The organism is Pseudoalteromonas luteoviolacea (assembly GCF_000814765.1).
In the GTDB taxonomy this organism is placed as follows: domain Bacteria; phylum Pseudomonadota; class Gammaproteobacteria; order Enterobacterales; family Alteromonadaceae; genus Pseudoalteromonas; species Pseudoalteromonas luteoviolacea_H.
Window position 1 is genome coordinate 206354 of record NZ_JWIC01000003.1, and the last position, 20070, is coordinate 226423.

8 protein-coding genes are annotated in these 20070 nt (G+C 43.2%); 3 read left to right on the top strand and 5 right to left on the bottom strand.

Annotation, left to right across the window (positions count from 1 at the left end; all coding sequences use genetic code 11):
* Positions 1-28 precede the first annotated feature (28 nt).
* Positions 29-2656 (bottom strand): TonB-dependent receptor domain-containing protein, encoded by a 2628-nt coding sequence (locus tag JF50_RS02340; protein ID WP_039607897.1) that lies wholly within the window; start codon positions 2654-2656, stop codon positions 29-31.
* Between the two features lie 195 nt (positions 2657-2851).
* Entirely contained in the window at positions 2852-4078 is a 1227-nt protein-coding gene (gene codB, locus JF50_RS02345) for a cytosine permease (RefSeq protein WP_039607898.1), read from the bottom strand.
* Between the two features lie 143 nt (positions 4079-4221).
* Here codB and JF50_RS02350 point away from each other — a divergent pair, with 143 nt between their 5' ends.
* From JF50_RS02350 to JF50_RS02360, 3 genes are all read left to right on the top strand, one after another.
* Positions 4222-5454, top strand: a complete 1233-nt coding sequence (locus JF50_RS02350; protein ID WP_039607899.1) for a DEAD/DEAH box helicase — start codon at positions 4222-4224, stop codon at positions 5452-5454.
* A 203-nt stretch (positions 5455-5657) separates the two neighbouring features.
* Positions 5658-9707 (top strand): PKD domain-containing protein, encoded by a 4050-nt coding sequence (locus JF50_RS02355; RefSeq protein WP_039607900.1) that lies wholly within the window; start codon positions 5658-5660, stop codon positions 9705-9707.
* Between the two features lie 221 nt (positions 9708-9928).
* Entirely contained in the window at positions 9929-15592 is a 5664-nt protein-coding gene (locus JF50_RS02360) for a leucine-rich repeat domain-containing protein (protein WP_152614440.1), read from the top strand.
* A 90-nt stretch (positions 15593-15682) separates the two neighbouring features.
* Here JF50_RS02360 and JF50_RS02365 read toward each other — a convergent pair whose 3' ends face one another.
* The 3 genes from JF50_RS02365 to JF50_RS02375 all read right to left on the bottom strand — a co-directional run bounded on the left by JF50_RS02365 (position 15683) and on the right by JF50_RS02375 (position 19976).
* Positions 15683-17338 (bottom strand): alpha-keto acid decarboxylase family protein, encoded by a 1656-nt coding sequence (locus JF50_RS02365; protein WP_039607902.1) that lies wholly within the window; start codon positions 17336-17338, stop codon positions 15683-15685.
* Between the two features lie 32 nt (positions 17339-17370).
* Positions 17371-18201: an MBL fold metallo-hydrolase gene (locus tag JF50_RS02370; protein WP_039607903.1), complete on the bottom strand. Its 831-nt coding sequence runs from the start codon at positions 18199-18201 to the stop codon at positions 17371-17373.
* A gap of 338 nt (positions 18202-18539) precedes the next feature.
* Positions 18540-19976, bottom strand: coding sequence for a glycoside hydrolase family 15 protein (locus JF50_RS02375; protein WP_039607904.1), 1437 nt, complete (start codon positions 19974-19976; stop codon positions 18540-18542).
* Positions 19977-20070 lie beyond the last annotated feature (94 nt).

The window sequence follows — 20070 nt, forward strand, 5'->3', positions numbered from 1 at the left end:
GACAAGCGCATGCTTGCCATCACGGGGTTTAGAACTGATAAGTGGCTTTGAGATAGCCGCGTCTGCCAACCGTGTCGTAAGTAAATACATCTGTATTGGCATCATTCCAAGAGGTCAAAAATGGCGGTCGCTTATCAAATAAGTTGTCTATGCCCAAGGACACAATAAGTGAGTCAGATACCGCATAACCCAATTGCACATCATGATAAAGAATACTGGGTACTTGGCTGCCAATTGGTCCACCTTCGTTTTCGTCTTGGGCTTTGCCGATATACTGAATACTATAGCTACCTCGCCATTGTGCAGCAGCGACATTGGCCGTTAGATTAGACTTCCATTTCGCAAAGCTGCCTCTGTCTGAGGTGATTTTGCCAAGTAACACTTCGGTTTCTGCACCGTCAAAGGCGGTATTTTGATGCTTGAGTAAGCGCGTTGTATCCCAAGTGAGTTTGTAGTCGACATGCTCATAACTAGACGCAAATTGGATGTTTAAATCTATTCCTGAGACTTGCTTACTGGCGGCATTCATCGGGCGCTTTTCAAGCAAGGTGACTTGGTGTGTAATAGTGTCTCTGGTAATGCTATCGCAATAGGCTTTGTAGGCGAGTGGATCGCTGTAGCAAAGGCGTAGCATATTCGAGCCTGACACACTATTGATGGCGTTATCAACGTCAATATCAAAATAGTCTAGCGTGGCTGAAAATAATGCGTTTTGGAATACCACGCCCAGTGTAAAGGTATTCGCAGTTTCTGGGCCGACTGCGGTGTTGCCGCCCACACCTGTTCGAATTGTTGAGCCATCTTGTACAAAACCATTTGGTATGCCAGCTGCGAGACAGTTATTTAAAATTGTGCCTGTAGCGCCATCGCATGGGTCCATAGTGATGAGGTTTTCGATGTTGGTGCCGCCAAATTGCTCGGTAATGGTTGGCGTCCTAAATGCACTAGAGCGGACGCCTCGTAACAGCCATTGGTCGTTAACACGCCAAGTTAAGCCAAGTTTATAGGTGGTTTCGGCATCAAAATGCTGATAATCAGAGTAGCGCAGCGCCACATCTGTTTTAACGGATTGTGCGTATGGTATGTCACTTAAAAGTGGAATGGACAGCTCCAAAAATGCTTCTTTGACTTCTGAGTCACCAGAAATTGCATCTTCCTCGCCGTTTTGCATCGCAATTGGATCTGGGTCACGCCAGCCTTTTTCTTTACGTACGGTGACACCCGTTGCAAAGGCTAAGCTGCCTGCTTTAAGTTCAGTGATATCGCCTGTCAAATCAAAACTAAGAGACTGAAGCTGGTTGCCACCCGTTCCTTCGCGTTGGTAAGTCACATAGTCGATGACCTCAGGGCTCAATTCACCGATACCAAAATAATCTCCACAGGGAATGGCGGCATTACTTGCTGTGCTACATACATTCGCATCGAGTGTGTGCGCAACTTTGGTGTCATCAAAATCATAGCTCCAGCCATCGGTTCCGGTATTTCTGCCCCAGTTATAGCTTGCTTGCCATAACCAGTTATTTACTAATGTGCCAGAGAGCGCGAATGTGGTTTGTGTGGTGTTGGTTTCTTGATAGAACTCAGGGTTGGGTACTTCAATATTTCGGCGACGCTTTAACGTGAGGTCTTGTCCAGTTGGGTTGTAAGCAAACAATTTAGATACGTCGACAGAGTTAAACCCTCTCGGTGTGACGACTTGGTCTGACTGTCGATTAGCGTAAAGCACAGATGTATCAAGCACAATAGAGTCAGACAGCTCATAAGAGACAAAAGTCGCTAAATTGAGGCGCTGCATTGGGTTGTATGCATTGAGTGCTTCAAACCAATTGTAGCCGTGCTTGTCATTGTCATAGGTTTCAAAGTGGTCACCATTTTGACCTGCGACTTGGTTAAATTGTACTTCTTGCCCATCTGCCAACAGTGCGCGCCCGCCAATGGTTGAACCAGATGAAATACACACAAGTTTGCCATCTACTTCACTTAATGGGCAGGGGTTACGGGTTGATTGTAAGGCGTTACCGTTGTCGACATAGTTGATATTAACGGTGACATGGCCTTTATCAAATGAATTGCCGTAAGATAGGTTTAGCTCTGCATTTTCAGCATCTTTTTTGCTGCTTTGACCTACTTTTGCAACAAGTGTTGTGCCTTCAAAATTAGACTTGGTGATGATATTGACCACACCCGCGACAGCATCGGCACCATATATCGCTGAAGCGCCATCTTTTAAAATATCAATGCGCTCAACGAGTCCCATTGGGATCATATTAAGATCTGGGCTGTCATTAGCACCTGTGCCTCCTGCTACGAGGCGCTTGCCATTAAGTAAAACCAGAGTGCGTTTAATGCCCATGCCGCGCAGATTGACTTGCGCGGTGGCGTAGCCATTGCTAGTCCAGTAGGCATTAGTGGCATTTCCTGCCGGACCTGCTGATGCACTTAAGCTTTGCAATACCTCTTCTAAGTTAGACATACCGGTTATTGCAAGATCTTCAGCGGTTAATGTGGTTACTGGGCTAGCTGACTCTAAATCGATATCTTGAATTTTAGAACCCGTTACTTCAACACGTTCAATGTGTGTTGTTTGTTGCGCAGAAACAAAATGAGAGAGGCCAAGGCCGAGCAGCGCAAGAGATAATTTTGAATACGAAAACATAATGAAAACTCTTAAAAAAACTGCGGCGAGTATAATGAAGTTGTACGCGTTTGAGATGTGACAAATTGTCGCAGTAGAGGCATTTTCTAAAAGCTTTACAATCACTTATTAAAAATAAGTAACAAGGGTGTTGTGGTGTTGATAATGTAAAAGTGAAGTTGAAGCGCGATTGGAACACGCGCTCCAGGAGCTAAGTTATTGATGCTTTAAGCGACCAAATGCCGTTTTACTTAGCAAGAAAAAGCTGATAGCACTGGCTATCACGGCATTAACAGGGGTGATCCCTGGTAGCCAATGGCCCGCAGCGATACCGATAAAAACGCTGATGATGGCATTCCAATTTATTGTCTGGCACTGTGCATTTTGCATATTTTGATAGTGCGTTTTATGGGTTAAGTAGTGCGTGATCAGCACACCACCAATAGGGGGAATTGCTGCGGATAGAAAGGTTAACCAGCTAACAAAATGATTGTAGAGCCACAATGCGCAAAGAGTGCCGATGAGACCATTGACGACGCTAAGGTATTTGCTTGAAAGCCCCGTGATATTGGCAAACCCAAGTCCGGACGCATAGAGTGCATTATCATTGGTGGTCCAAATATTTAAACCCAGCACAATCACTGCGGGTAGCAATAACCCTTGGAGCATCAATACCTCAGAAATATCAGACTTCCCCGTTGCTGCGGCACCTGCACCACCAAATACGAACATTAAGCTGTTACCGATTAAAAATGCGATAACTGTGATCAGCACTGCTTTTTTAGCATTTTTGCCAAAGCGCATAAAATCCGCGGTGAGTGTGCCCGCAGAGATGAACGAGCCAACTACCAAGGTGATCGCTTGAGTTTGACTCAGTGGCGAAGTGATTGGCTGAGCCGCCAAACCTGACAGTCCGCCTGCTCCGTCAATCGCTAACCACACAGAAAACCCGCCGAGTAGGGCGATGGCTGGTACCGCTATCATTGAGAGGACCATAAGGGCGGAGATCCCAATATACGCCGTTGCGGTCATTAATGTGCCCGCAATGAGAATGAGCCAGCTAATATCAAATCCGGTAATTTTGCTCACAGGCAGCGCAAACATGGCGATACCAACGCCAAACCAGCCAACCTGTGTGCCAGCAAGGAGTGCGGATGGCAGCCACGAGCCTTTTAAGCCAAAAGAAAAGCGCGCAAGTAAATGGGTCGAAAGCCCTGTTTTTGCACCGATATAGGCTAAAAATGCAGTGTATACAGCGAGAATTAGGTTGCCAGCAACAACCGCTGTTATGAAGTCAGCTTGTGATAAGCCAACGCCGAGTTTGCCACCTGTCCACATACTCGCTGAGAAAAAAGTCAGGCCCAGCATTAACATGGCCATGGCAATGGATGCTCGCCTTGCCACTGTGGGTACAGGTTTTAAATCGAATTCATGCGCTGACATAAGGGCTCCATTTTACTAAGTAAGTATAAAGTGTACTGGGAAATTGCAGCACAATTATGGAGGGTTAACTTTATTGCACTGTACACAAGTGTGTTCTGGGTTTGTTATACTGGGCGAATCTTTGGCAGTATTAATGGGCACCTATGTCTTTCCAATCTTTAAATCTTGCAGATGAACTCAATCAAGCGCTAGCACAGTTAGAGTTTACTGAGCCAACACAAATTCAAGCGCTGAGTATTCCACTCATTCTGGAGGGCAAAGACTTACTGGCCACAGCCCAGACAGGCACAGGTAAAACTGCGGCGTTTATGCTGCCAATCTTAAATACACTGTTGCAAAGTGAACTTGATACACCTGCAGTACGTGCTTTGGTACTTGCGCCCACTCGAGAGCTGGCGCAACAAGTTGCGAAAGACACTAAACGCTTGGCCAAATTCAGTCACTTAAAGGTTGCCTGTTTGTATGGCGGCGCCAACATTGGTCCTCAAGAAAAGATCTTAAAAGAAGGAGTCGACATCGTCATTGCCACGCCCGGTCGTTTATTAGATCACATGATCAAAGGGACTTTGTCTCTCAATGCCATTTCTCATTTGGTGTTTGATGAAGCTGATCGCATGTTGGACATGGGCTTTATCGGTGAAATTAAACGCATAATGCGCAAAATGCCTGAAAACCGTCAAACAATGTTATTCTCGGCAACAATGGATGAAAGTGTGCTTACGCAGATAAAAATGTGGCTGAATACGCCAGAGCGCGTTGGCGTAGAGCAGCAAAACAGCACGGCGGACAAGGTAGAGCAAACTTTTTATGCGGTAGATGAAGACCGTAAACGTGAACTGATCTCGCACCTGATTGGTAAAAATAACTGGCAGCAGGTGCTGGTATTTACACGGACTAAAAAGAGTGCGGATGAGTATGCAAGTGAGCTGAATAAAGATGGATTGGCGACGCTTTCTATCCATGGTGATAAGTCTCAAGGTGCACGAGAACGCGCGTTAGAGCAATTCAAATCCGGTAAAACACGGGTACTTGTGGCAACGGACGTTGCAGCACGGGGTATTGATATTAAAGCATTGAACTATGTCATTAATGCAGAGCTGCCTTATGTCGCAGAAGATTATATTCACCGTATTGGGCGTACAGGCCGTGCTGGAAACAGCGGCCAATCGATTTCTTTAGTGAGCATTGATGAGCAGTGGTTATTGGAAGAAATAGAAGTATTACTTGATGCTCGACTTACACCTCAGTGGTTGGCAGGATATGAGCCTGATTTAACCAAAGAGCCCAAAGACAATCGTAAAAACTCTGCGAAGTCGAGAAAGCAAAGAGATAAAAAGCGCGTTCTAGGCCAGCGCACGAGGCGCAGAAAAAAGTAAATGAAAAAAAGGGGGCTTTTGTAAGCCCTTTTTTATTGCAGGTGCTGGGTTAAAAATATGACGTGTACGATCACTGTAAAGTGGTGTTGGGACAATTATTAACAATTTAATTTATTCTCATCGACACAACAATCTTTATTGAACATGCAAGGTGTTGCATGTACTCTGCGCGCAATTTTTTATCATAAATTGGGAACAAGCGAGTGGCATCCACAATCTCAAAAGCATGTTTATTTGTGTTTACTTTATTGATCCTCGGTTGCGGCGGTGGCGGTGACAAGCAGCAGCCTGAAACTCCATTGACGGAAACACCTGTGATCACGCCTAATCCAGAGCCTGACCCTAACCCTAACCCTAACCCTAACCCTAACCCTAACCCAGAGCCTCAACCGACACCTGAACCAGAACCAAAGAATGAAGCGCCAATTGTGGGTATAGAGGGCACATCCACAGGACAAGAGCAACAATCGATAGTTTTACAGGCCAAGTCTTCAGATGCGGACGGATCTATTGTCAATTATCAATGGCAACATGACTCGGATTTATTGCTGAACCTCTCTGGAAGCGCAACTGAACGGTTAACGCTTAGCACGCCCGATATTCAAGAAGATGTAACAGTGACCTTCACTGTCACAGTAACAGATAACCAAGGTGCATCAGAGAGTGCTTCACATACAGTGCACTTCGCACGAAATGAAATCACGTTCCAATTAAGAGGTCTGGTGACTGATAAGCCAATCCCTAATGCAATAGTGACTGCGACAGTTGGCAAAGAGACGTTTAGCACAACAGCGAATGTATCAGGAGAATACACACTCGATATTGCTGCTGATGAAGCGAGTCAGCCAACGCTTGTTCAATTGCATGCGCAGGGCGTTGGCGCACAGTCTCGTGTAGCGTTTATTTCACAATTGCCAAGTGTCGGTCTGATACGCAGCAAGGTTGGTGAAGATAATGTCTTGGACGCTTCAGAGATATTCGGTGTCAATGTGACCAATGTAACAACGGCTGAATATGTACAATTGTCCGAGCATGAGGGGGCTTTTGACTCGCTAGCTCAGTTGCAAGATGCAATGCTGCTGGTTGATATAGCGGATAAGATCAAATTAGCAACCTTAATTAAAGCTTTAGTTGATGACAATATTGACCTGATGCCAGTAAAGTTCAGCTCAACACTTGCACTGGCTGAGGATACCGCAGGGGCAGCGCAACTCTACTCAGAACTAGAGGTGGCACATCCTGAACTGCTCAAAAAAGCCGAGGACGCTTTACTCAAAGATACGACGCTATTGCCTGGTTTAACATCTGAGTTGCTGGGTGACTATACGTTAGCAATCCCAAATACAATGCATGGTTTGCTCGTCAACTTGTCATTTAAAGACGATGGCACTGGTCAAATTGTTGCTGAGGAAGTGAGCAGCTTTGATTGGGAAAAAATAGGTCAAACGGTTACGTTATCTTTTGCTGAACCTGTGACCATCTTACCTGCGGGTATTAAATCTGATTATGGTCCAAGTGCCAAAACAGTGCTAAATACACTAACTTTTGATGTTTTAGAGGAACGCAGCGGCCTCATTGCTGCACGTGTTTCGTATCAACATGGGTTGGTTTTAGAGTTTTTATCAGAACCAATTACCGATGTTACAGAGGCTTTTGCACACCTTTATAAAACAGTACCTGACCTTTCAATTAATCGCGATGAACTTATTGGAATTTGGCATCTCCAACACCACCTGTTGGGGCATAGCTTAGGCGAGGCTGTAAAATTAGAACTATTAGAAGATGGAACGGCTAATCAAATATCAACTAATACTGCTTGGCAGTGGCAGCTTAATGGCAATACGTTAACGTTAGAAAGTACCGATAAGACATTAACTTACCAGGTTCTAGAGTACGCAAATGGGCAATTACATACCATAGTGAAAGGTCATGTTTCAGAAAGCCTGAATACACGTAATGGCGCTGTATTTGTAAAGCATCAAAATGTAGAGTTTGATGCTTTAAATGTCACCGGAAGTTGGTCTATTTCACGTTCACAATATGATGAACAGCAGTATTTCTTTTTTGACGACAATCGTTATTTTTCAGAGCTTGGGCGATCTAGTGCATGGGCACTGGAGCAAGGTAAACTTGAACTGGGTGAGTATTTATGGAATGGCACACACGTAGAACAATGTGATGTGAGTCAAGCATCTTGCATTTATAACGTCACCGATGAGTTTGAACTGGTTGGGGTTTATGGCAATGATGTGGTCGTTAATCACAATAAACTTCAAACAACGGGTGTGGTAGAGGATCAATCTCAGTCATTGTTGAGGTTTTTTACCCGTGATCAACATCATGGACATCGGTTGAAAAAAGTGTCGCCTTTCGGTTCGGAACAAGTACTGTATGGTGCTGAAGAAACACTGACATTCGACATGCATTGCCCTAGTGGGCCATGTTATTCCGTGGTTGAGTATCAAGGGCAGACTTATCGAATTGAAGAGCAAGGTTCAGTGATGTTGCTGTCTAATGACGAAACCGGTGAGCAATTGGTATTGTCAGTGAAAGTGTTATCAGCAACGGAGCAAGAAGTGTGCATTCGCTCGACTAATGGTCAATGCGATACGTCAAATACTTCAATATTCACTACCCTAGGTCCTGAATTAGATTTCAATATTACGATTGAAGGTGAAGGAAGCATGCTCGCGCATACTGATAAGCCAAGGCTTGGAGAGACATTGTCATTGACTGTCATTCCGAGTGCGGGCTATATGGTCAGTAAAATATCGGGTTGTAATGGCTACTTTACAGAACAGAGTATGACGTTCAATGTTCACGCACCAGCGAAGTCATGCCATATCACAGCTAAGTTCATAAAGTATAATGAGTTTGTTGGTGAAAATCGCTTGGTGAGAAAAGGCTTTTATGCGCCTTCTTCCTTTGACTTTAATGTCTTTGCTTCTGGCGATGGCACTATCTTTCGGCCTGGCTTTTATTCCCCCTTTACTTGGCAAACTATGGCTAATGGTGGACTAACCGCGCAATTAGAACAACCAACATTTGCGGGTCAAGAGTTCTCCACTTCAGATCCTAGTATTTCATATGATATTGAAATTACTGGTTTTGAATTAGTGCGCCACCCTGAAGGTGTTGAAGTAACATGGCATCGTCAATTGAGTATAGATGGGATCGTTCAAAGTTCAGATAGCATGAGAGAGGTGTTAGACGACATACGTGATTTTGAAAAGATCACATTAACTCATGCCGAAATGGTAGGTACTTGGTCACTAGGGTATGGAAGCAACGAGTTTGATTATTTTTCTCAAAGTAAGAACAGAGCTTCTTTACGTTATTTGTCGACATATAAGCTTATCTTAAATGAGCATGGTGATGGAGAAATCATAGATGCACTAGGTCGGACCCCAATCAATTGGGTGCTTGGCGATGACTATCTTGAGCTTCAACAACTTAATGGTCAAAATCATGTTATTCGCATCTTTGTGTGGAATGCATTAGATGGCAGTTTTCAATTTAACACCCAGTTGGTTACTGGGAGTTATCTGACGCCTTTGAATAGAGGAACAGGTGCCATGGTGAAACATCAAGTTTCAGCCCCTGATATTGTAAGTAAAGTGGGTATATGGCGTTTTAAGGAAGGCGACCATTTTGATGTACTGAGCGGGTTGGAAGTCTACGATAATGGCGTGACCAGACTGGGTGCAGATTTTAATTATCATCATGTTTCAGTAGACGGTAATGTTATATATCTGGAAAACCTCTGGGACAGTAATCAAAATCTCATCGACCCAAATTGCTCAATTGATAAAATTGAATGCTCATTGCACTCATCCTTAACATTTGAGCTGGTCGCAACAGGCGACAACAAATTGTATGTTTTAGAAACATCCGTGTTTGTGCCAAATGCTTTTCCATCATCGGTGCTGAGAGTGGTAGAGTACAACCCCACTGGGTTGGAAAAGTTTGAGCATTATATGCTTGCAAACTTAAAATTGAGTCAGCAGGTTGGGGATACACAATTAGCATGGCGCACCGAAGTGGACAGTAGTAATAATGCGGTAACTATCACTACACCAAATGGTCAGTTTTCAGCAATTCTCGATGAACAGGGCAGAATTGTGTATGACAATCAGGGGGATAACTATTATTTGCAAGTGGTTGACGCCAGCCATGATGGGGTAAAAGTATGCCATTACTCTGAGCATGAAGTATGTAATGCCGATAATGAACTGTTTTTAACCTATCAATAATACGTGCCAAATAGGCAACAGCGAGGCCTCGCTGTTGCCTAGTACTTAGAATCACCATGATGTGGCTTGCCTGTTTGACTTAGTGAAAAATTCAATGGCTTTATGCCGCAAAATCAGAAGCTTAAAAAAAAGCCTTAAACTGTCTAAAAATCAACCTTGAATATCATTGAACTTACGTGTAATCTGCGCGCTTTTTGTTCAGATTAGTGAGGTTAAGACAATTGTATAGGTCGGTAATTCGAGTTTGTCTCGCAGGCGTTATGGGCTTGGTTGCGGGGTGCGGAGGCGGTGCTTCAGAAAACACCAATGAAGAAATAAAGCCTCCAGTGATAACAAATAGTGCGCCAGTAGTCTCTATTGAGGGTCAAGTGCTGGTGCAAGAAATGCAATCACTGAATTTGGTTGCCAAAGCACACGACAAAGAAAGCCAATCACTGAGCTATACATGGTCTCACAACGGTAACGGACAGATCACCCTTGACGGTGAAAATGAAGCCAATGTTACTATTCGCAGTACTGATTTAACTCAGGATACACCGATCCTGCTTTCTGTGACTGTCTCAGATGCGCAAGGTGCGACCGCCGTTGCAAAGCATGTTGTCACCGTTATCGACGCACCTGTGGTATCAGTTGACGTTAAAGATAAGACGATTGAGCAATCGACCTTTTCATTATATGCCTCTGCAAACAGCAGTAAGGCCATTAAATCATATCAATGGTCTGGTAATATCCCAGATGGCATCGATGTGAGCGGTGATGACACCGACACACTCGTTATTAAAACGGGAGACTTAACAGAAGATGTACTGCTCACTTTTGACCTGACAGTCATCGATGAAACTGGGGGCCAAACAACGGTATCTAAATCTGTGCTTATTAAGTCATTTGCACACCAACTGACAATCATGGGTAAGGTAACCGACCAGCCTATTGGGCATGCTCATGTTCGAGCGCAAATAGGTGATAAGGTCTTTACGACGATTGCGAATAGTTTAGGTGAATATGCACTTGCGATTAATTTAGAGCAAAGTGAAGAAGCCTACATCAATGAATTGGTTAAACTAACCGCAACAGGGCAAGGCCAACTAGACTTTGTCGAATTTGTCTCGCAGTTAGGTGCCTTGTCTCAACTAAATTTGGCCGCAGGCAGTGATACAGTGCTCAATGCAGAAGAATTATTTGACGTAAATGTCACTAATGTAACAACTGCTGAATACGCATTATTATCTGAGTTTGATGACGCATTCGACTCCGCTGAACAGCTTGAAAATCGCAGGCTTGGTATCAGTGCCAAACAAAAGTTAGACATTGCAACTGTATTAAAGGCGATTGTTGATAACGATTCGGTGGATTTGCCCGAGAGCCACGTCACTACACTTGATTTGGCAAAAGACAAAGAGGCATCAAATCAGTATCTCTCTAAATTAAAAGAAGAACAACCAGGCCTTGTTCAAAGCACTGTTGATGCGTTGAAGTCAGACGCTGATCTTTTACAACCTTCTACAATTTCTTTCGATGAAGTAGTGTGGATCACAGAGCCTGATTATATGGATGGCTTCTATTTCGGCTTAGACCTCAAAGAAGACTCCACAGGTTACTTTATTGCAAATGGCAGGCATCAGGTATCTTGGGAGTATGATGATAGTCGCCTTACGGTGTATTTTGATGAACCTTTGATATTAACTAATGTCAATCATATCGACAGGTACAGCCGTTTTTCATTGCAATCACTGACTTTAGACTTTTATACACAAAGTGAGCAATATCACTCATCCAATGTAACTTTAATTGGATATGATACAGATATTGGCCTGCACAGTTCTCGTACAGCATCATTCCATTCGCAAGTGTATACGCAAAGCAGTTTTGCAGAGTTATCAAAACAAACGCTCGACGGAAATTGGTCTGTTTTTACTGTTACTGAGCTTGTTGAAAAAACATATCAAGAATATCACTTCGATGAAACAAATAAATTGACAGTATTGGAAAGCCAAAAGCAACTCGACTGGTTGATTTCTGGAAATGAAATGCGCATTCACGATGGCGAGCACACTCAAGTGTTGCAGCTTATCGCACATACTGAGTTTGGTTTACATTTTATCGGCCATACTCTAGAAAATGGGGTGATCACAGAAGCTTATAATGCTTATATGGTTAAGCAGCAAGATGCGAACTTTGATAGGTTTGACTATCAACGAACTTGGGTACGACAGCAAAGCTTGCGCAGTGACGTGTTTGAGGTCACTGAGCAAGGATTTTTTCAAGCTGCACTTAGAGCAGGCAAACAGTATTCGTTAGAGCTGGGTGAGCTGGTTTCCTATCACTATAGTTTCAATGGTCAGGGAAGGTATGAAACATGTGATAATAGTGAGTTGTGTGACCCCTTTGTTAAGTTTTCATTTAAATTACTTGCTGCTTTTGAAGATAAAATAGCTGTTGAACACACTGTCACATACTTAAACAGTGGCCGACAATCTCAGGTTTTGGACTTTTACGATGTAGTAGAGGAGTTTGATACCTCTGTAAATTTTTATGATCAGGTTATAAGAAATGCGGTCAACCTCTACGGTGAAGATGGCAATGCGATAAGAGCCTACTTAGTTTGTCCCGAACAAACACCTTGCTTTCATACGTTGGTGAGTGAGAGTCAGTCTGGTCACGATAATTACAAAATTGATAAGCTAGGAGACCATATAAGGCTCACTTCGTTATTTACAGGCAGTGTATTGTTTCTTGAATTCAAAGAAGTTGGTCAAAAGCGATATTCAATTTGTATGAAGTCTGATATATCGGCTCAATGTAATGCGTCAAATACGCAAGAGTATGGCCTGATAGCACCTACTATACCTGTATCTACAATCATAACAGGTAATGGGCGTGTCGATTTGCGAGCACAAAATGTAAAATTCGGCTACACGGTTGATGCGCGCATATTAGCCGATGACGGACATTATATTTCATCGTTAAGCATATGTGGTATTGAAGATATTTTACCGTCTGAAGCGGCACCTTCTGAGCTGTTTTGGTCAATTTCGGTTTATGAGGCTTGCGAAATTAAAGTGACATTTGAGGAAAAGTCACCAGCTTATGGCACACATAAACTGTATGACCAGTCTTTATATATCCCTTCGCTCCATGAGGTAACGATTTCAGCTGACGGTACAGGTTTTTATAAACAAACTCTAAAGCATATTGGCGCTTCGCAGAGGAGATTTACTTGGCAACATGTGTCTGAAAATAAGTCTCTGTTGAAATTTGACTATCCTGTGTCTACGTATTTAAAGAACTATTATAACGATAGATTCGCTTTTAATGATTACGACGTTCTGAGCCATACGATGGAGTTTGATTATGCAGATGAAATGACTTTAACATGGCAGCTAGAGGACAAATCATTCTCTCCAGATCCTAATGGGGTTATAGGGCCAATTGCATTGTCTGATATGGCAACAACTGAAATTAGTTATATTGCTGATTGGGAAGGAAAATGGGTCTTAGTATATCAAAATTCAGAGACCTATTATGAAGTCAACATCAATGCGGGCGGTCATGCTACTTTGCGAGCTGTATCCCAGTTAAATAGAGATGATGGACTTGTTGAGGTCAAGTGGGAAGTTGATGCGTCAGGTCAATTGAAGCTGATTTCGCAATTTGATGAAAATCAATATGTGACTTTTAAGCCAACCAAGCAGAAAGGTGGATTTGTACAAATCGAGACACAAGATGCAGTATGGTTTGATGATAAAAGTTACTTCCAAACAGGCATTGGCTTAATGGCCAGCGCATTAGAAAATTCACTAACTTCAGAGGAATTGGCTGGCCAGTGGCACTTTAAATGGAGTGAGGGAGCAAATAGTTATCATAGTTTTGTTATAAACGAAGATGCATCGATCAACAGATATGCTGCACGTGGTACTGTGACGGTAGAGGAAAACATATTCACAGCCAATTATTTCTATGATGCTGAAAAGGAAACTTATGTCACTGCTTGCAGCGATGAGAATATTAACTGTTACTTGAGTGATACAAATAGTTTTAAAGTACTATCAAAGAAAAATGGGACGGTATTACTTGCGACACTTAGCGGTGAATTTCACGTTGCGCAACATAGCAAAGATTTACGCGTTGACCATTTCATTGCAGGTTTAATGGACGATTTTTCATACTATTTCTTAACCGGTGAGCACTACGCTACTGCTCAGTTTATTCGATACAATTATGAAGTTGATGAGTATATTTGGGCTACTTCTGTACCATTTTCTGGTACCGAAGAGATAGTTAAGTTGATTGATGGCAAGTTCTATTATCAAACTTCACAAGGTACTTATTGGGTTGCGCCTGTTATGCATTTATCTAATGGAATGCAAGTATGTATATATGAAGATGGGCAAAGCTGTGAGCAGGGTACTCAGCAAACATGGTTATACCAAGCGCCAACTTTTAAGGTGACACTTGAAGTGGGAAATGGTGGTGTTGCAACAGCTAACTTACCAATTGATCAGGTATCTTTCGATACTTTTATCGGTGTAGACCTCGTCGCAGATGAAGGTTATCGTATTTCCGACTTTGAAGGCTGTAATGCGCAATTTGAATGGGAAGCTGGAATTTCAAAGGTAGGGCTCCGAATACCTCCACTCTCTTCTGATTGCACCTTAAAAGTATCTTTTGAGCAAGATTCTGGGCAATCAATAATCGAGTCGCGAGGTATTACAGATCCCGGTCTTAAAGCTTGTATGGAAAACCTAAGTTATCCTCAGTTTGCAGCTAATCTTTATTGTTATGGGAATGTAATTGATAACTTTACTGGTATAGAGAACTTTAAAAACTTGAGGTCTATTTCATTGAGCAGCACAAACCTATCTGCACAAGCACGAACTGACCTTGAGAACATGACGCAATTGGAATCCCTTTATTTTTATGATGTTGACTACCCAGTGTTAAACCTGAGTAAGTTAAGTCAATTGAGAGGTTTATCGATTTATCAGGCTCGGGGTATTACGGGAATTACATTACCAGTTCAGAGTTTATTGCATGGGTTACGTATAGAAGATACGTCGGTCAGTGAAATAGACTTATCTAATCAAGTTAAGTTACGATCTTTATCGGTTGAAGGATCCGCATTTACTCATTTGGATTTAACCAATAATGTTGAACTGGAGGTTCTGAATATTAGAGGCAGCCAAGTCGAAAGGATTTCGGGCGTTACTACGGAGCACAAAATTCAGGAGTTATATGCGGCGAACTCAGCCCTTGTCGCGTTGGATTTACGCAGTTTTGATGATGTTCATTCGGTTAACTTAACAAACTCTGCAATTTCACACTTAGAGCTCGGTGGAAATCCACTGCTGCATACACTTAAAGCATCCGACTCACAATTAGCGCGCATAAATGTAGAGCCCGGCCAGTATACTTTGTCTTATTTGGCACTGAACAATACTAATCTCAAGAAACTAGAATTGAGGTATTTTGAGCAGCTGTCTACTTTGGAGCTCACGTCCACTTTCTTGACAAGTTTAGATTTAACGAATAACCAGCAGTTATTTTTTCTTGAAGCAGGTCATGCTCAGCTTTCGGAGGTAATTTGGAGTACTCTACCGAGGTTATACTCAGTGAATTTAGCTGCAAACCCTTTAACAGAGTTTATATTTGAGCAGCATATGGTGAATTTGTACCAGTTAGACTTATCAAATACGGGTATTCGAGTGCTACACATACCTGATGGTTCGAGATTGCAATCTTTAAATTTCACTGAGAATCAGTTAGATAATATAACGGGTGTTGAGTATTTATCGACAGTGGGTTCAACCTTTGATTTGACGAATACGACTTTGAGTTCAGAGTTGTTACAGTATATTCAAAGTCATAATATATCCGTTATTCATTGATCATTAAAAGAAAAAACCCGCATTAAGCTGGTTTTTTCTTTATAGGTGGCGATCATATACCTTAATCGACGCCATTCTGAACGAGGTTATTTATTTCTTTTTCCACTTAGCATTGTCGGGAAGTGATTTAGGTGGCACGCGAACTTGTATTAATGAAGGGCTATCCAAGTTTTCAAGCGCGTCTAAAATTGCTTCGTTGAGCTCTTCGTACGTATTGGCTTTCCAGCCTTTACAGCCGAATACATCGGCAAGTTTACAGTAATCCCACTGGTGCAAAATACATGACTCAAAGAAGGGCTGATCGCTTGAGAATATTTCTGCATCATATAGCCACTGCTCTACACCATATACGCCATTGTCCATGACAAAAATAATTGGGTTAAGCTTAAATCTGGTTTGTGTGGACAAACACTGGGGTGTCATTTGAAATCCACCATCCCCCGAGAATACAAATACACGCTGGTGGTCTTGTTTAGCAAGGCTCATGCCTGTTGCTGCTGGGCCAATATAGCCAATAGACGAGTAAGTCGGCTGCGCGACAAATCCTCTTGGCGTGCCGACTTTGAGCAGTAGGCTGCCAAAAAAGTTTAAGCTGGCGTCACTGCCAATAAGCACGTTGTCGTTAATGTATTCTTTGCTCTGGATAAAGTCATAAAAGCCTTGGTAGCTGATATCTCCGCTAAATTGCCCGCTGTTGTCTGGTGCTTCGCTTGGAATGGCACACGCAGTCAAGTTTGAGAGTGGCTTTTGATTCAGTTCATCGATAAAGTTTGCCAGTGGCACCTGTGGCACAAAGTAGGTGCCCAGTTTCACGGTATCCCATGAAATAAGCGCGGTTTTATCATAATCAACCGCCTGGCCCAGTGAGTTTATATCTGACAACCAAACACCTAGACCTAAAATAAAGTCAGACTCATTGACTAGTTTTTGTGTGATCTCAGAGGAGGCTTGACCATCAAAAACACCCGCAAAGAGTGGGTCGTTTTCGGAAAATACCGCTTTGCTGATGAGTTCAGTCACATAAGGCAGGTTCAGCTTTCTGATTAAAGCATTGGCTTCCTCATGAAGACCCATGCGGTCCACTTCGGCACCTAACCAAACAATAGGGCGCTCAGCTTGTGTTAAAGCTTGCTGAATTTTATCAATGGCTTGGTCTACATTGTCTTGCAGCGGGATAGGCGTAAGCGGTGTAAGCTTGCCTTGTGGCGCTGCACAAGGCTGTTCTACCATATCTTCCAGTAGTTCTATGTAAGCGGGGCGTTTTTGTGAGATACACTCAGTCAGTGCATAGTCTATCAATCTTGGCGCAAGTTCAGGGTTATCTATTTTTATCGCCGCAGCGGTGATATTTTTATAGATATTTAAGTCGGTTTCGCCATCAATCATATGGTGGTACGTAAAACCAGTTTGCTGGGCGGTGAGACGCTTTTGTATGCTCGGTGCACCGTTGACCACAACCACAGGGATGCGTTCTGCATAGGATGCCGCAACCGCGTTTACCGCGCTGAGGGTACCGGCAGAATATGTAAAGCACATAGCGCCAATGCCTTTTAATCTGGCATAGCCATCGGCCGCATAACCTGCGTTAAGTTCGTTGACCTCTTCAATAAGCTCAATACTGCTTGGCTCAATATGTTTGTTGATCCATTCAATGGTGTAGTCCCCTGCGATTGAAAATAAGTGACCTAGGCCAAGCTCTTCAAGTCTTTGAGTGAGGTACTGTCCTACTGTATATTGTGTATCCATGCTGATCCACCTATCAATTTGGTTAGTGTTGATTAATATTCGCTAGCGCCGTCAAAGAGTCGGGGTAGGTAAATGTCGAAAATGGCTGGACATTGCCTAGTTGGAAATTTGTTGAGCATAAACGCTTTAAATTCCTGATTTTTCAGGCCATCAGCAATGGCTTGCTTAGCGGCAATCAGATACTTAAGGTTTTCCAATACCTCATTTTTATCTGCAGGCGCGCCGTGCCCGGGTAGAAACAAGTCATAGTCGGATGTCAGCATATCTTCATGTTGCTCCATCCAATGATCGAGATATTTAGTGAGATAAAGATGCGTGCCGCTGTAAAGCAAGTCTTGGGCGATAAATATGCCAAGGTCAGGAAGTTTTAAGGTGATCCCATAGTCAATTTCAGTATCGACAATACGCTCGATGACGTACTTTACTCCGTCAATGACCTCAATACCGGGGCTGACCGCATGTTGTGGGATAACGACTTTTTCTGGCGCGAGGTCGCCTAATTTACCCATATGATCTTCACGAGACTCTTCACCATGTGCTTTTAAAAAATCGATGGTTTCAGGCAAGGTATATATTTCAATATCTGCAAATGCATCTCCGAGGCCAAACCAATGATCAGGATGGCGATGTGATAAATACAAACGCTCGATGGGCTTTTTTAAACTGTCGGCGTATTCACGAAACTTTTTCGCGTAGGGACTTAAAAACTGGCCATCAATCAGTACTAGGACATTTTCACTTTCAATAATGTGTGTTGCATTGGCAATATTATCGCCCTCGTATGAAGAGATGAAGGTGTGAATTTTCACATTGCCTGTGTGTTTAACAACAATTTTGATTGGGTTGGTAATAGGTATATTCATAGCATTTACTCGCTGTGATAGATAAAGGAGACAAAGCACATGCACGGCGTGCTTTGTAACAGCTAAATAGATAATGAGACGGTAGAAGGACTGGCCAAAGGTAGCGGGTATGACGATTAAAAGTGGCCGGTTTACAAGGTGATGTGGCAGTAAGCACAGATACGATGCGCAACTTGCGCTGCGCATAGTGTGGGTAAAGTTGTTGTGCTTTTACCATATCAACATCCGCTGTTACTGTGTGCCACTTCCTAAAAGCATGATTATTTGCTTTTGGCCAAGTACGGTTTAATAAACTCTAATAACGACCGCAGTTTCAGTGCTTGCGGTCGTCGGTGATTTCAAACTTTTAACGCATTGCGTAAATCAATGGCGATGGCGACGGATACATAGCTCCAAGTTAGGTGCTCAGCACTGGTCATGTAGCCGTCGTATCGACTAAATTGCTCCGACAATGACGTATGCTCCCCTGCGTGGATCTGGATACGGCGAAGATACGCGTCTCCAAGTGCTTTTAAACCAGAGATGATGGACTTAAATGTTTTGGTTCTGCTACTGAAACATTCGCCCACCTCAAGCTGGCATTTGGGGTCGACCAGTTTCACAGCCAGATTCAATTGGCCGAGGTTATATTTGTTGATTTCAATATTTTTTTGCTCAGCAAATAGGGCTGCGGCTTTGTAGCAAATACTGCTCAAAGAGGCGGTACACAAAAACCAAGGGTTACCTTGTCCAAGTGGCGCACTGCCTGCGTATTTATCCTCTGGATAGCGTCCAATTCCCGGTGCAACAGGGTCACCAGATGTTGTGTGCTCTATGGCATTGATCAGATAAAGTGGGTCAAAAGCTTGGTGGAGTGCATAGGCGGTTGCCAGCACTTTATCTTCGTGCGGGTTTAGGAAAGGGTGGGTGTCTGACAGTGCTTGGCAGATCCCTAAAGTGGTTGCAACATCAAGGTTTGACGACTTGTAATCTAGTCCGCCAACACGGTTAAGCGTGGTCAGGAAATAGCCCTGTTCCTCACTCCAAAAATCATCTATTGAACTTTCAATTAAAGCCGCCTGCTGGTTATAGTAATCAGCGGCACCTGGGTCATTAAGCTTATTTGCTAAATCAGCGCCTTCGCGCAGCGCTGTGCGTTGTAGCAGTCGAGTATAAAAATGGGTGCCATCGACTTCTTCCCACAGATCAAAACAAGGGTCCTGCCAGTGGTTCGCAACAAAATCTAAATCCGCTTTGATAATACTAAATGAAGGCTCTTTTGAGTCGTATAAAGTGCCAGTGACATAATCTTTTTCACCATTTGCTAACAGGGTATTTGCCCAGCGAGTGATGGTGAGCGCGCGTTGCGCTGGGCCATCATTTTGTGGTCTGCCCCAGGGTCCGTTGAACGCTTGCCCTGTGACGTAAAACTTGGGCTCGCCCAAGCTATTACTGACAGTCGGTGTGGTTTGGTTTATTTTGGTGAACTCGACATAGTCAATCATCATGTCGTAGTAGTTATCTTTAAAATTTCTATGATCAAGGCCATTGAGCTTGGCGATTTCGCTCATTGTTCGTGCCGCATCTCTTACCCAGTGGTAATAGTAGTTTGGGTTGGTGCGAGAGGGAGAGGCGAGTACTGCTCCACGCTCTCCATCGTCGGGTGAAATATTTGCAATCACTCTATCTAGCACATGTTGTCTTGCCACTTTTGCCCACTTTTCAAGTGGTTGTGCATCAATAGCCGCTGGGTATTCTTGCTCTGATTTGAGTACCGTGTTCGTTTGAGTTGTCATAAGTGTTCCAAGAGTAAAGGTGTTAATTGTCTCGGAATGTCGGTGTGAGAAATCAAACATACAACCAAGTTCATTCACTAACTGTCTCACATTA

What these genes read in the sequence shown, in the direction of transcription:
- JF50_RS02340 (WP_039607897.1), bottom strand. Translation starts at nt 2,656, where the DNA reads ATGTTTTCGTATTCAAAATTATCTCTTGCGCTGCTCGGCCTTGGCCTC.
- codB (WP_039607898.1), bottom strand. Translation starts at nt 4,078, where the DNA reads ATGTCAGCGCATGAATTCGATTTAAAACCTGTACCCACAGTGGCAAGG.
- JF50_RS02350 (WP_039607899.1), top strand. Translation starts at nt 4,222, where the DNA reads ATGTCTTTCCAATCTTTAAATCTTGCAGATGAACTCAATCAAGCGCTA.
- JF50_RS02365 (WP_039607902.1), bottom strand. Translation starts at nt 17,338, where the DNA reads ATGGATACACAATATACAGTAGGACAGTACCTCACTCAAAGACTTGAA.
- JF50_RS02370 (WP_039607903.1), bottom strand. Translation starts at nt 18,201, where the DNA reads ATGAATATACCTATTACCAACCCAATCAAAATTGTTGTTAAACACACA.
- JF50_RS02375 (WP_039607904.1), bottom strand. Translation starts at nt 19,976, where the DNA reads ATGACAACTCAAACGAACACGGTACTCAAATCAGAGCAAGAATACCCA.